The 13,355-nt window shown below is 45.7% G+C and carries 11 protein-coding genes; 4 read left to right on the top strand and 7 right to left on the bottom strand.

What is annotated here, in order from left to right; genetic code table 11:
* Nucleotides 1-6 precede the first annotated feature (6 nt).
* The gene (locus tag ACRN9H_RS05485; protein ID WP_432312797.1) at nucleotides 7-1,401 is read right to left on the bottom strand and encodes a PhoH family protein; all 1,395 of its coding nucleotides are present in this window, start codon (nucleotides 1,399-1,401) and stop codon (nucleotides 7-9) included.
* A gap of 404 nt (nucleotides 1,402-1,805) precedes the next feature.
* Between ACRN9H_RS05485 and rapA the strand changes: the two genes are divergently transcribed.
* Together rapA and ACRN9H_RS05495 are read left to right on the top strand one after the other, a co-directional pair.
* Entirely contained in the window at nucleotides 1,806-4,712 is a 2,907-nt protein-coding gene (rapA, locus tag ACRN9H_RS05490; RefSeq protein ID WP_432312799.1) for an RNA polymerase-associated protein RapA, read from the top strand.
* A 158-nt stretch (nucleotides 4,713-4,870) separates the two neighbouring features.
* On the top strand, nucleotides 4,871-5,791 hold the full coding sequence (locus tag ACRN9H_RS05495) for a DUF3530 family protein (RefSeq protein WP_432312864.1): 921 nt from the start codon (nucleotides 4,871-4,873) through the stop codon (nucleotides 5,789-5,791).
* Nucleotides 5,792-5,817: 26 nt separating this feature from the next.
* On the opposite strand, the gene ACRN9H_RS05500 is transcribed toward ACRN9H_RS05495, so the two are convergent.
* Complete coding sequence (locus ACRN9H_RS05500) at nucleotides 5,818-6,624, bottom strand: crotonase/enoyl-CoA hydratase family protein (RefSeq protein WP_432312800.1); 807 nt, start codon at nucleotides 6,622-6,624, stop codon at nucleotides 5,818-5,820.
* Between the two features lie 402 nt (nucleotides 6,625-7,026).
* Between ACRN9H_RS05500 and ACRN9H_RS05505 the strand changes: the two genes are divergently transcribed.
* Nucleotides 7,027-8,022, top strand: coding sequence for a response regulator (locus ACRN9H_RS05505; RefSeq protein WP_220773060.1), 996 nt, complete (start codon nucleotides 7,027-7,029; stop codon nucleotides 8,020-8,022).
* An 18-nt stretch (nucleotides 8,023-8,040) separates the two neighbouring features.
* On the top strand, nucleotides 8,041-9,006 hold the full coding sequence (locus ACRN9H_RS05510; protein WP_432312801.1) for a diguanylate cyclase: 966 nt from the start codon (nucleotides 8,041-8,043) through the stop codon (nucleotides 9,004-9,006).
* Nucleotides 9,007-9,086: 80 nt separating this feature from the next.
* On the opposite strand, the gene rraB is transcribed toward ACRN9H_RS05510, so the two are convergent.
* From rraB to ACRN9H_RS05535, 5 genes are all read right to left on the bottom strand, one after another.
* Complete coding sequence (rraB, locus tag ACRN9H_RS05515) at nucleotides 9,087-9,503, bottom strand: ribonuclease E inhibitor RraB (protein ID WP_432312802.1); 417 nt, start codon at nucleotides 9,501-9,503, stop codon at nucleotides 9,087-9,089.
* Between the two features lie 42 nt (nucleotides 9,504-9,545).
* Nucleotides 9,546-10,289, bottom strand: a complete 744-nt coding sequence (locus ACRN9H_RS05520; RefSeq protein WP_432312803.1) for a 1-acylglycerol-3-phosphate O-acyltransferase — start codon at nucleotides 10,287-10,289, stop codon at nucleotides 9,546-9,548.
* 161 nt (nucleotides 10,290-10,450) lie between these two features.
* Nucleotides 10,451-11,251 (bottom strand): metal ABC transporter permease, encoded by an 801-nt coding sequence (locus ACRN9H_RS05525; protein ID WP_432312804.1) that lies wholly within the window; start codon nucleotides 11,249-11,251, stop codon nucleotides 10,451-10,453.
* A 4-nt stretch (nucleotides 11,252-11,255) separates the two neighbouring features.
* Nucleotides 11,256-12,164, bottom strand: coding sequence for a metal ABC transporter solute-binding protein, Zn/Mn family (locus tag ACRN9H_RS05530; protein ID WP_432312805.1), 909 nt, complete (start codon nucleotides 12,162-12,164; stop codon nucleotides 11,256-11,258).
* Complete coding sequence (locus ACRN9H_RS05535) at nucleotides 12,148-13,329, bottom strand: hypothetical protein (RefSeq protein WP_432312806.1); 1,182 nt, start codon at nucleotides 13,327-13,329, stop codon at nucleotides 12,148-12,150. The genes ACRN9H_RS05530 and ACRN9H_RS05535 overlap by 17 nt, the downstream gene beginning before the upstream one ends.
* Nucleotides 13,330-13,355 lie beyond the last annotated feature (26 nt).

Below are 13,355 nucleotides of genomic sequence, written 5' to 3' on the forward strand. Positions count from 1 at the left end.
CCCGCGCTAGAGATGCTCTTCAGCATATTCGGCTAAGCGTGAACGTACCACACCGTTCAAATACACGTTGGCACTGCCTTCAAAGTCTTTAAAACGCTCAACAATATAAGTTAATCCTGAGGTGACAGCAGTTAAATAGTTAGAGTCAATTTGCGCTAAGTTACCGCAACAAATCAGTTTTGTGCCCTCGCCCATACGGGTGATCATAGTTTTAAGCTGCGAAGCGGTGAGGTTTTGACATTCATCCAGTAACACTATCGAGTTTTGGATTGAGCGCCCACGCATAAAGTTAATCGACTTAAACTGGACGTTGGCTTTTTCCATAATATAATTCATGCTGCCCGTGGGATTGACATCATTCTTGTGCAGCACTTCAAGCGTATCAGTAATAGCGGCCAGCCAAGGCATCATTTTCTCCTCTTCGGTGCCGGGTAAAAAACCGATAGATTCGGCAATTTCAGGTGTGTTACGGGTCACGATCACTTTATCGTAGCGATTACGCTCAACCACCAACTCAAGCGCCGCCGCCATGGCGAGCAAGGTTTTACCGCAACCGGCAGGGCCGGTTAAGATCACCAGATCGATATCGGGATCGAGCAGCGCTTGCAATGCCATACCTTGATAGACGTTTTTAGGCTTAATCCCCCATGCCTCAAGATTGTTTATCCGATCGCGGCCTAGATCTAAAATATGCAGGTGGGTGTCAGTGCGTTCAATCACTCGACCGCAAAAATCTGACTCGGTATCGATAAGGTATTGGTTAATATAAAACTGATCATTTTCAAGATCGGTAAGCGGCACTTCATGCACTGTGTGCCGCCCCTGACGCTCGGTAGAAACCTTATTCAAGTGCTCCCAAAAATTGCCCTCAAACTGGTAAAAACCTTTACTGAGGAAACGAATATCATCAATCAGTTGATCGGTTCGATAATCTTCAACCAATTGAACACCGGCACCTTTGGCTTTAAGGCGCATATTGATATCTTTAGTGACTAAAACAACAATGCGAGGATGATGTAGGTTTTGCAGGTGTAAAACAGTATTGATAATGCGGTTATCGTTACCGTCACCTGGCAAGGCGCCGAGGGTGAAGCTAACAAGGTGGTCGGGGAAGATAGACAGCGAACCGATAGCATCGGCATGGCTTTCACGACTCGGTAAGGGAACCCCATTGATAATCTGCTCTGGGGTGGTTTCACCGCCAAGGGTATCCTCCAATGCCCTGATAGCCACTCGAGCGTCGCGGCTCACATCACTTTTTCTGTCTTTAATCTGGTCTAATTCTTCTAGCACTGTCATCGGAATGACGACATCGTGCTCTTTAAATGAATAGATCGCCAAAGGTTCATGTAGTAACACATTGGTATCCAGTACAAACAACTTTCTGTCGTTTTGTTCCATGGCGCCTCCTGAGTGCTTCAGTAAAGTTTAAACAAACTTTTGAATCTCAATAAAAGTCACACGGCCGCAATAACTGGCTAAACATAAGGTAAAAATAACAATAAGGTTCAATTTGATAGCGGTTATTTAGCGCCCAAAACCTTATATTGATATTGGCACCAAAGTGACTCAATAACAATATAACCACCTTTATTTGCCTGCAGCTCAAGGCAGTGTATCGCCGCAAATATGACGCTAGCATGACAATATCCTCAACTTGCACCACAACTTTGTCGCTTGTACAATTTGTAATCTATCACAGTGGGAATTAGGTTCTAACAAGTGATTGGGCGATTTAAATATCACGAGTATTGGTATAACATACGCGCCCTTTGTTAGAGTCCGCCTAGAAATGAGAATTTAAGATGCCGTTCGCCTTAGGTCAACGTTGGATAAGTGATACCGAGTCAGAGCTTGGTTTAGGAACTGTGGTTCAGGTAGAAGGCCGTATGGTCACAGTATTATTCCCTGCCACGGGTGAGAACCGCATGTTCTCCCGCGCAGAAGCCCCTCTGACACGCGTTATATACAATCCCGGCGATTCGGTTGAAAGCCATGAAGGCTGGAGTCTTGTCGTCAGTGAATTGACTGAAAAAGACGGGATAGTGCTCTATCACGGTATTCACAGTGAAACTGGCGAGCAAGTTACTCTGCGTGAAACTCTGCTGAACCACAATATTCGTTTCAATAAACCTCAAGATCGTTTATTTGCTGGCCAAATTGATCGCCTCGACCGTTTTGGTGTGCGTTATCAGTGCCAAATGTTGCGCCACAAATTGGCCTCATCGGATTTACTTGGCCTGCAAGGTCCACGCGTTGGACTTATTCCGCATCAAATGTGGATTGCCCATGAAGTCGGTCGTCGCTATGCGCCGCGGGTACTGTTAGCCGATGAAGTGGGTTTAGGTAAAACCATTGAAGCGGGTCTGATTATTCACCAACAACTGCTGACAGGTCGCGCCGAACGCATCCTGATTATCGTGCCCGATACTCTGCGCCATCAGTGGTTAGTGGAAATGCTACGCCGCTTTAATCTGCGCTTTTCGGTATTCGATGAAGACCGTTGTGTGGAAGCCTATGCCGATCATGACAATCCTTTCTACACCGAACAGCTCATCATTTGTTCGCTGGAATTACTGCGTAAGAAAAAACGCCTCGACCAAGCCCTCGATGCCGATTGGGATCTTTTAGTCGTTGATGAAGCGCATCACTTAGAGTGGACCGAAGAAGCACCAAGCCGCGCTTATCAAGTGGTTGAAGCACTAAGCGAAGTGATCCCAGGCGTTTTACTGTTAACCGCGACGCCGGATCAACTTGGCCATGAGAGCCACTTTGCTCGTTTACGTCTGCTCGATCCAGATCGTTTCTACGATTACGATGCCTTCTTAACCGAAGAAGATAGCTATAAAGACGTGGCAATTGCCGCCGAAGCATTGGCTGGCAACGCTAAATTATCCGACGCCGCCATCAATAGCTTGACCGAATTACTCGCCGAAAAAGACATCAATCCAAGTATTCGCTTGATCCAAGCAGACGGTATTGATGCCGAATTACAACAGGCTGCCCGCAGCGAATTACTGCAACAATTACTCGACCGTCACGGTACTGGCCGCGTGTTATACCGCAACAGCCGCGCCTCGGTAAAAGGTTTCCCACAGCGTTTATTTAACGCTTATCCCCATGCCATGCCAGATCAATATCAAACTGCCGCACGCGTCAGTGGCATGATGGGCGGACATAAATCTTTAGAGGCCAAAGCGGCGCAAGCCCTAAGCCCTGAAAAACTGTACCAAGAATTCGAAGATAATAGCGCCAGTTGGTGGAAGTTCGATCCACGTGTGGATTGGTTAATCGAGTTCTTAAAATCCCACCGCAGCAAAAAAGTGCTGATCATCGCTAGCCAAGCAGAAACGGCGCTGAGCTTAGAAGAAGCATTGCGTACCCGCGAAGGGATTCAAGCAACGGTATTCCACGAAGGCATGTCGATTATTGAGCGCGATAAAGCCGGTGCTTACTTTGCCCAAGAGGAAGGCGGCGCACAGGCGCTGATTTGCTCTGAAATTGGCTCAGAAGGACGTAACTTCCAGTTTGCCAGCCACTTAGTGCTGTTCGACCTGCCGCTAAACCCTGATCTATTAGAACAACGTATCGGTCGTTTAGATCGTATCGGCCAGAAAAATGATATCCAAATTCATTTGCCTTACCTTGAAGATACAGCCCAAGAACGTTTGATGCAGTGGTATCACCAAGGGCTTAATGCCTTCGAACGCACCTGTCCGAGTGGCCATGTGCTTTACCGTGAATTTGCTGAAGAGCTATTAAATGTTCTGATAGGCAATGACAGTGACGAGCTAACAAACCTGCTCAATCATACTCAGAGCCGTTATAAAGAACTTAAACACGCAATGGAGCAAGGCCGCGACAAGCTGCTTGAAATCAACTCACACGGCGGCGATAAGGCACAGGCTATCGTCAACCGTCTTGCCCAAAACGATGGTGACACCCATTTAATCGGTTCCGTTATCCGTCTGTGGGATATTATCGGTGTCGATCAAGAAGATAATGGTGAAAACTCGATCATTTTGCGCCCGAGTGAGCACATGATGTTCCCGACATATCCCGGCCTACCTGAAGATGGTATGACAGTAACATTTGATCGCGACACCGCTTTGTCCCGCGATGATATCGCGTTGATAACCCAAGAGCATCCATTGGTGCAAACTGGGCTCGACTTGATCACGGGTTCAGAAACGGGTACCACCAGCGTAGCCATTTTGAAGAATAAAGCCCTGCCAGCAGGCACCTTGTTCTTAGAACTCATCTACATGGCCGATGCTTCTGCACCTAAATCGAGCCAGTTGTACCGTTATTTGCCACCGACCCCAATCCGCGTGTTGATGGATAAAAATGGTAACGACCTGTCAGCTAAAGTGGATTACGCCAGTTTTGATAAACAACTGAGCGCGGTCAATCGTCATATCGGCGGCAAGTTAGTCACCGCCTCTCAGCCTATTTTGCACCCACTGTTTGCTAAGGGTGAGGAATATGCTCAAGTAGTTGTGAATGAAATGGTTGTTCAAGCGAGAGAAAAAATGACTCAGCAACTGAGCGCAGAGCTCGACCGTTTAGAGTCACTCAAAGCCGTGAACCCTAATATTCGTGAGGAGGAATTGGAATACCTGCGCAATCAGATGCAAGAGTTAAACACTTATCTGGATGCCAGCCAGTTACAACTCGATGCTATCCGTATGGTGCTCGTCAGCCACGTATAAGCCCTAGCTTGTAAGTTGCAATAATTTGCCCAGCCTCAGTGCTGGGCTTTTTTGTGGGATAAATCAGCTTCATAAGGAAAATTAACCCTAGGGGAAGCGTTCAGGTTATACTCAAAGACGGGTGAATTTATGAGACTACACAGGTGGTTATCAATTCTATGGTGCGTATCCGCTGCTTTATCTTTAGCTGTATTGTTGGCATCACGGCTCTGCCGTCCTTTAGTGCTGATACCACTACGCCTGCGGTCAATACTGTAGAAAAAGAGAATCCTCCCACACCTACGCCAACGCCAAAAAAAACCAATTACAACTACTTACCCACCAGCGAAATCAAACAAATTACTATCGATAATAAACAATACGATTTATTAGTTCGCCCGTGGGAAGGGAAAAAGAAACTCGGCACGGCCATTATCCTGCCCGCCACCAACGGTACGGCAGACTCCCCTGGACTGATGGCTTTCGTGCGGCGCAATATTAACCCTGCTGGTTGGGCAAGCTTAGGTGTAACGCCGCCCACTGAGCCGCCAACTGCCAATTTTGCTACTGATGCCACAGAAGTCACCTCAGCTGGCGCGGCTCAGCTCAGCGCTCCTTCTAACAAAGCGAGTCTTAAAGTTAAGCCTGAAGATAACAATAAACATCAGCAAGAGCAGGAAGACTTCCTCGTCAAAAGTATGTCGCAATTAGATGCCATTGGGGCAGATTATGCGGGGAAACGCATTTTGATCACCGCAGATCAAAGCGCTGGGTTACTGATTAGCCTATTAAGCCAAAAGAAAATTGCCAATCCTGATGTGTTGATCGTCATCAATCCCTATCGTGAAGATGAACAACGTAATCAAGCACTACCCGAGTTATTAGCCAAACTTACAATGCCGATTTTAGATATTCAATCACCAGATGGACACCCTGCCTCATTAGAAACAGCTAACCATCGTAAAACATTGGCGGTGACGCTAGAAAGCCCCAATTATCGACAAACCACGTTAGCTCTTAATTTAGACAACGAAAGCGCTTGGCAAAACTGCCTTAATACGATTAAAGGCTTTGCCGCCCGCATGAGCGGCGCGCAGTAAATATCGGCGACATCAACAAAACGGTTTTACCAACCTGACTGGCGATCCTGATAAGGTTTTTGCGGATCTTTAAGCTGGCGCGTGGCCGCTATTTTACTATTTTTGCCTAACAACAACCGAATTTGGCTAATTGACTCTCGGCAAAGTAGGCTCCGAATAGAAGCCGTCCAACTGCGGTTAATACTGAGTTTAATGGCTGCGGCGGCGTCAGGAGAGGTCTGCATCAGTTGCACAGCCAATTGCTGCGCGCTCGCCATAGGCGTTTTGCTCACTTGCGTTACCAGCCCTAATGTTAGCGCTTCATGGCTTTCGAGCACTTTGGCCGTAAGACTCAATAGCATGGCTTGATCCTTAGGCAGAATTTGCCGTAAGGCGACCAGCCCTGCCATATCCGGCACGAGCCCCCATTTAGCTTCCATGATAGATAGCTTGCTATCTGTACTTGCTATACGTACATCAGCCCCTAAAGCGATTTGCATACCGCCGCCATAACAGCAGCCCTCAAGTACTGCGATAACAGGCACAGGTAGGGCTTGCCAACCTAATGACACCCGCTGTGCCAAGTTCGCATTCCCCGGTAAGCCCTTAAACAGTAACTTAACCGCCTGCATGGGTGACGACATTACGCTTTTGACATCGAGCCCTGAGCTAAAATTACTACCCGCCCCGGAGAGGATCACCGCTCGAACCCCACGATTGGATTTGATCTGTTTAATCGCGCCGTCGAGCTCGCTAAACATGACATAGTTAATCGCATTCATTTTTTCGGGACGATTCAACAACACATAGGCGATACCATCATCGACGTTAACTTGCACACTTTGGCTACTCATAAAATATTCCGTTACTGGTCAGTCCAGAATAAATGTTAACACATTTGAAATAGTTCACTAAAAGATATAACATGAGCCAGTTTTTTGGCTTAAGTCAAAATTCTGTTAACTTAACAAATAGCTTAAAAGCAAATTATGCTAGGCTATCGCAACCCAGTACGATCATCCGCCGATATTTTCTCATTGAATGCCTATGATCTTGTTAAAATTAATATTTAGCAGAATTTAATTTAGTAAACTATTAAGCAATATGCCGCTAATAAAATAAAGTTAATCAATAATATCTATAAGTTACCTATAGAAAATATCAACCAGACTTGCCCGAAGAATACAATTCGTCAGTCAGACCCGAACAATAAGTGTTATCTTCAATAAATGGGCAACTAAGGATCACTAGTCAGCATGTCAATACCTGTACTCATCTGTGACGATTCCGCCATGGCACGCAAACAAATGGCCCGCACACTCCCTAAAGAATGGGATGTGGAAATTACCTATGCGGCCAATGGTGCCGAAGGCCTTGATGCCATTCGAGCCGGAAAAGGCGAAGTGGTATTCCTCGATCTCAACATGCCAGTGATGGACGGTTATGAAGTATTACAAATCGTGCAACAACAGGATCTACCCGCATTAATTATTGTGGTCTCTGGTGACATTCAAATAAAAGCCCACGAGCGAGTGAAAGCCTTGGGGGCATTAGATTTTATCCAAAAACCCGTTAGTGCTGATGCCGTTAGCAATATTTTACAAGATTACGGTATCTTAACTCTGACACAAAAAGACATCGCCGACGAAGTCCCGATGATGAAAGTGGATTTACGCGACGCCTGCCAAGAAATCGCGAACGTCGCCATGGGGCGCGCTGCCGATCTGTTAGCTAAGTTACTCGACGTATTCGTATTATTACCCATCCCGAATGTTAACGTACTTGAAGTGAGTGAACTCACTATGGCGCTCAAGTCGACGGAAGAAAGTACAACCGTATCAGCGTTGTGCCAAGGGTTTATCGGTGCGGGAATTGCGGGTGAAGCACTGTTGTTATTCCATGACTCTAGCTTTAAAGACATGGCAAAACTGATGGGGCTCGCTAATCCTGAAGATCAGAATACCGAAATAGAAGTGCTGATTGATACCGGAAACGTACTGATCGGCGCCTTCCTCAGTGGTATTTCTGAACAACTCGATATGAAATTCAGCCAAAATCACCCTATTGTGCTGGGTCGTCAATGCACGGTAAATGAGCTGATCCACGATAATTCCGAAAAATGGCATCGCACTTTAGCAATGGAGATTAATTACCGCATTGAAGATCATAATATTCAATGCGATTTGCTGCTGCTCTTTACCGAAGACTCCATTCCCACACTGAGCTATAAACTCGGCTATTTACTCGATTAATCAGTTGGATTTTACTTTATGTCAAATGACCAAAGCGCAATGAACGAACTACACTGGCTTATCGATATGGTGCAAACCATAGAGGTTGGCTTAGTGGTATTAGATCGCCATTACAATATCCAACTGTGGAATGGTTTTATGGAGAATCACAGTGGTGTTTCCCCTAATTCGATCAAAGGTCAAAACCTATTTACCCGCTTTCCCGATCTACCAGAAACCTGGTTAAAGCAGAAAATGGAATCGGTTTTCATGCTTAAAAATCGTGCGTTTATCAGTTGGGAACAACGTCCATACGTTTTTAAATTTAAAAACTATCGTCCGATTACTGGTCGTGCCGATTTCATGTATCAAAATGTGACTTTGCTACCGCTAGCCTCACTCACAGGGCAAATTACCCATATCAGCGTGATTATTTATGACGTGACTGACATCGCTATTAATAAGCTACAACTAAAAGCCGCTAACGAGCAGCTCCAGCGTCTAAGTCAAACCGATGGTCTCACTCAGTTATATAACCGCCGCCATTGGCAAGAATGTTTAGATCATGAATACGATTTACATGCCCGTTATTCAGATATCACCAGTTTAGTTTTGCTAGATATTGATAACTTCAAGCATATCAACGACAGCTATGGACATTTAGTTGGCGACAAAGTGATTCAGCATATTGCACACTTACTCAGCCAGTCATTACGTGAGACCGACTGTGCTGGACGTTATGGTGGAGAAGAGTTCGCCGTCATATTACCCAAAACCAGCGGTACTGATGCTATAAAGTTTGCCGAGCGACTCAGGGAGAAAATTGCCTCATCAGTCATCGTATATGAAAACCTTAAAATCACGATAACCGTCAGTTTAGGCGTGAGTGAAATAGGCCCTCATATTACCAGTAGCTCTAACTGGATCTCATGCGCCGACAAAGCACTCTACGAAGCAAAGGAAAAGGGTCGAAACTACAGTGTTTTATACACTTCAAACAAATAACCCATAAATATACCTAATAAAAATGCCCATCAATGATGGGCATTTTTATTTACAATCTGCGGCTAATACACGATAGAAAATCAACGGGGGAAACCATCATCCTCTTCTTCTTCGTCATCTTCATAGTCTTCGTCATCCATATCATCACCGACGTAATAAGTGCCCCAACCGTCGTAATCGACTTTCTGTTTTATCGCTAATTGCAATAATTGTTCAGAGGCTTTATCGAGTAATGCGATATCCAGTTTATGATGCGCAACCGCATCAAAACAGAAGATAATAGAACCGTCTTCTAAATCCATTTCTTCGGCGTCATTCACCTCAAAGCCTAATTTGAATGCATCCACTGCGGCTTTTTCAAGGCGATCAAAATTGGTCGAAGAAAAATGATGCTCAATAACGTATTCTGCATCTGGATCAGAACCATCATCAAACAAGGATTGTACTATGTCACGATTCTCGGCAAGTTGAGCTTTTAACTGACTTTCAATAGACATGGATTTGTCTCCGTTAAGGTAACGCTGGCGCTAATGGGGCTATTATACGTCATCACTCGTAAGAGTTTTACCCATAAGTGCAGCCGCCTCTTGATTTATCTCAGCAAATTTTGCCGACATGCTGGCATGGATTTGCGCAGAAAAGTTTTTCACATCCGCTTTATCGATATCTGCGGTAGGCACTGGTGCCATCATATCGATAATCACCACACCATTATTCCAACGATTTAATTTAATATGGCTCTGACATGAGGCCACCACTGGCACCACTGGTACTCCAGCAGCAATCGCAGTATGAAAAGCGCCCGCTTTAAAAGGTAACAGACCACGACCACGCGAACGTGTACCTTCAGGGAAAATCCATACCGATAAATTCTTCTGTTTAATTTTTTCAACCGTCTTCGCCATCGTATCAAAGGCACTGTGACGGTTTTTGCGGTCAATAAGAATATTACCTGACAGCCAATAGATTTGGCCGAATAAGGGCATCCACAATAAACTTTTTTTACCTAGACTCACCGTACCTGTAGGCACCGCTGTCGTGTGAGTAAAAAGATCGAAATTATTCTGATGATTTGCTAAAAAAATATAAGGACCATCCTGCACATCTTTATGTCGACGTACTATGACTTTGATCCCAAGGATCGGTGCAACCGATGAGAAAATCTTGGCGAACATATGTACATTGTCGCGATGGCGAGGTCTTAATACACACACTAAGCCACCAAAAATAAACGCAAGCAACAAGGATACCGCCAACAACAATGATCTGACGATTAAAAGCACAATTAACTCCGACGATAAAAGTGGCGACAGTATAGCCACCATGGCTTTGGGACTCAATATATTGTTTACATCTGTAAGCTGACTTGCTAACAAGCACGCAAAAAAGCCCATCGATATACTAAAAATCCAGTGCATCGATGGGCTTTTATATCAATATTTCTCTAAGTGTGGTGCTTTGGCTGAATGTCAGATTCAGTTGCCAGGGGCCCGACTTGACTTAATACTAAACGAAATACTAAGGCGCTCACGGCCAACGTAGCAACAATTGCCGCACCGCTAGGCAGATCTAAGGTCGCAGACAGGACTAACCCAAAAATATAGCCTAGCAAGCCCACTAGGTAAGCGTAAAATAACCGACCTTTACCGCGGTACTTGTTTAGCGCTAAAGCGGGTAATATCAAGGTACTGAACACCAGATAAACGCCCACTAATTCAACCGACAAAGTAATAACCAGCGCAAATAGCAAATAAAACCCCGCACCATCCAACATTTTGGGGCGCAGGTATATCGCCAATAGCACCAGTAAATACACCACTGCTGGTAAAATCAGCTGTGACCAACTCACCCACAGGATCTGGCCTGACATCAATTGCTTTAACAGCTCGGCGCCATGTGGGTCATTCGCCAGTAGCAACATAGCCGCTACCGCAGACAACACATAAAAGCAGCCGATCATGGCCTCTAGCTCACCCGCCATCCGCTTAGATAACCAAGCAATAAACCCTGCACCTGCGAGGGCAAACAGCGCTGGCATCCACACATTAGCAAACGGCATGTCTTCTAATCTATGGTCCATGTGAGCAACAATTGCGCCTAAGGCGGCAACCTGCGCTATCGCTAAATCGATAAAGATGATGCCACGCTTAAGTACTTGCCTGCCAAGTACAATATGCGTCGACAACACTAAAATCCCCGCCGCCAGTGCAGGCAACAGAATCGACATCAGTTCCAGATCAAGCATAGGCTTATTTCACTCCATTTAAGAGGAAAATCACGCTGTCATAGAGGCCAAATAGATCTTGGCTACTATCATTGCCCCCCACCGACATAGGCAGTATCACTACGGGTAAATTAGCCTTTTCACCGAGCCATTTTGCACCGCGCTCATCTTGATAAGAGGCGACGACTACCGCCAGAATATCCCCTTGCTCGGCAAGCGCCAGCAGACTCGCTAAGTGGCCGCTAGTAGGCGCTAAACCCGGTTTCGGCTCTAAATCTGCCACTTGATCAATACCAATCCAATTGAATAGGTATTTGAAACTAGAGTGATAAGCGATCACTTTTTTACCTTGTAATCCCTTGGCTTGATCTTCCCAAAGCGGCACTGCGACTTGCCAGCGAGTGGTAAAATCAGCCAATGCTTTTTGATAATCTACTGCGCTCGCAGGGTCAACCTGAGTTAACTTAGCGCTCAGTGCCGTAGCGACTTTTAACAGGCGTGTCGGGTCAAAATGAAGATGTGGATTACCTTGGGCGTGCACATCGCCCATGCTGCGATCGACACTAGTCAATTTATCTAAGGTCTCGATTTGATCGGCGGCGAAAAACAAACCTTGATCGGTCGAGCGCACTTTTGAGTTTGCCGACTTCATCTGCAACATTGGCAACCAACCCACTTCTAAATCCGCACCAGCGCACACGACAAGATCCGCCTGACGCATCTTGGCAATCAAACTCGGACGCGCCTGCACTTGGTGAGGATCCTGAAATGCGGTGGTTGCCGAATAAATGCTGGCCGTAGGCGCAAGCTCCTTCGTTAACGCAGCATATTCAGGTTCACAGGCAAACACATTCAGTTCAGCGTGAGCCAAACCGGTATAAGTGATAGATAAGGCCACTGCGGCCACTTTAGCTAAATTAGAATTGATGCGCACCGTGAGCCCCCAGAGACATAATATATTGAATGGTAAAGATGTTATCGTCTTCTATGCCATCGAAATTAGTACCATTTTGATGAGTATACTGAAAACGAACCGTTGAAAAATGGCTAGAATGCCAAGCCAAACTCACTTCTGACTCCTTCAATTTTTGCTCATGAAAATGATCGTCATGCAGCTCTTGCGTATCAGCTTCACCGTAACGCACGCCCGCTGACCAGCTAGGCGTGAATTGGTACACACTGCTCAAATACCAACCTTGATGGTAATCTTTGCTCGGTGCATCCTCAGGATGTAAATCGGTCGGGGTAAAATCACTTACGCGGAAATACTCACCGCTCACACTTAGATTTTGATATTTGTAGTTGCCGTTAGGTGCCCACTTATATACAAAATCAGCGCCATAAGTATTTTGCCCCGTGTAAGATGCGGCGTGGCTATGGTCATGACCCTCAACAGCTTCATGCTCGTCCTCGGTTTCATGCTCTTCATGGGGAGTTACTTGGCCATTCTCGTTTCGTAAGTAACTCAAGCCCGCTTGCCATGAGCTATTATCGCCTATGTCACCACCCACTTTTGAATACAAGGTGTACACACCGACATTTTTAAATTCACGCTCACCATGCTCATCGGCGGCTCGTAAACTATCGCCCTTAAAGGCTTCAACACCCATGGTCCAATACAAATCCGTTGGCGCGACATAGTTCAAACGTACACCATCATCAAAATAATGGCCGCCTAAAAATGCGCGATAAGCAATAGGACGATCGGTGAAGGAATCGGTGTGTAAATGTTGGTTATTGAGGTAACCAATGTCCGATAAAAAACGACCACCACGAATAGAGAATCCCGCAGGCATCGCCATGGTTTGAATGAAGGCTTCCTCAAGATTCAGCTCTGTATCACCGTCATGCATTTCAACTACGGCAGTGACTTTACCGTAAAACATATCGTCGATATTGGCGCTTAAGGCCAGTTCAGTTTCACCCAAACCAAAACCATCTGGACTTTCGGCTAATGGGCGTTCACCTGTTTGATAGTAACCATTTAATACGGCACTGATAGAAGGGTTAGTAAGGCTCGAATCTTCAGCAAATAAGCTCGGCGAAACTAACGCACACGCCAAAGCCACCAAAGAAACTCGGGTATTTAACACAGTCATGATATCTCCAAAATACAACTAGCACT

Origin of the sequence: Shewanella sp. MF08487, from assembly GCF_050848685.1 — a bacterium.
In the GTDB taxonomy this organism is placed as follows: domain Bacteria; phylum Pseudomonadota; class Gammaproteobacteria; order Enterobacterales; family Shewanellaceae; genus Shewanella; species Shewanella glacialipiscicola.

Coding starts and splice junctions, on each gene's coding strand:
- ACRN9H_RS05535 (WP_432312806.1), bottom strand. CDS start 13,329: ATGACTGTGTTAAATACCCGAGTTTCTTTGGTGGCTTTGGCGTGTGCG.
- rraB (WP_432312802.1), bottom strand. CDS start 9,503: ATGTCTATTGAAAGTCAGTTAAAAGCTCAACTTGCCGAGAATCGTGAC.
- ACRN9H_RS05495 (WP_432312864.1), top strand. CDS start 4,871: ATGGTGCGTATCCGCTGCTTTATCTTTAGCTGTATTGTTGGCATCACG.
- ACRN9H_RS05525 (WP_432312804.1), bottom strand. CDS start 11,251: ATGCTTGATCTGGAACTGATGTCGATTCTGTTGCCTGCACTGGCGGCG.
- rapA (WP_432312799.1), top strand. CDS start 1,806: ATGCCGTTCGCCTTAGGTCAACGTTGGATAAGTGATACCGAGTCAGAG.
- ACRN9H_RS05485 (WP_432312797.1), bottom strand. CDS start 1,401: ATGGAACAAAACGACAGAAAGTTGTTTGTACTGGATACCAATGTGTTA.
- ACRN9H_RS05510 (WP_432312801.1), top strand. CDS start 8,041: ATGTCAAATGACCAAAGCGCAATGAACGAACTACACTGGCTTATCGAT.
- ACRN9H_RS05500 (WP_432312800.1), bottom strand. CDS start 6,624: ATGAGTAGCCAAAGTGTGCAAGTTAACGTCGATGATGGTATCGCCTAT.
- ACRN9H_RS05505 (WP_220773060.1), top strand. CDS start 7,027: ATGTCAATACCTGTACTCATCTGTGACGATTCCGCCATGGCACGCAAA.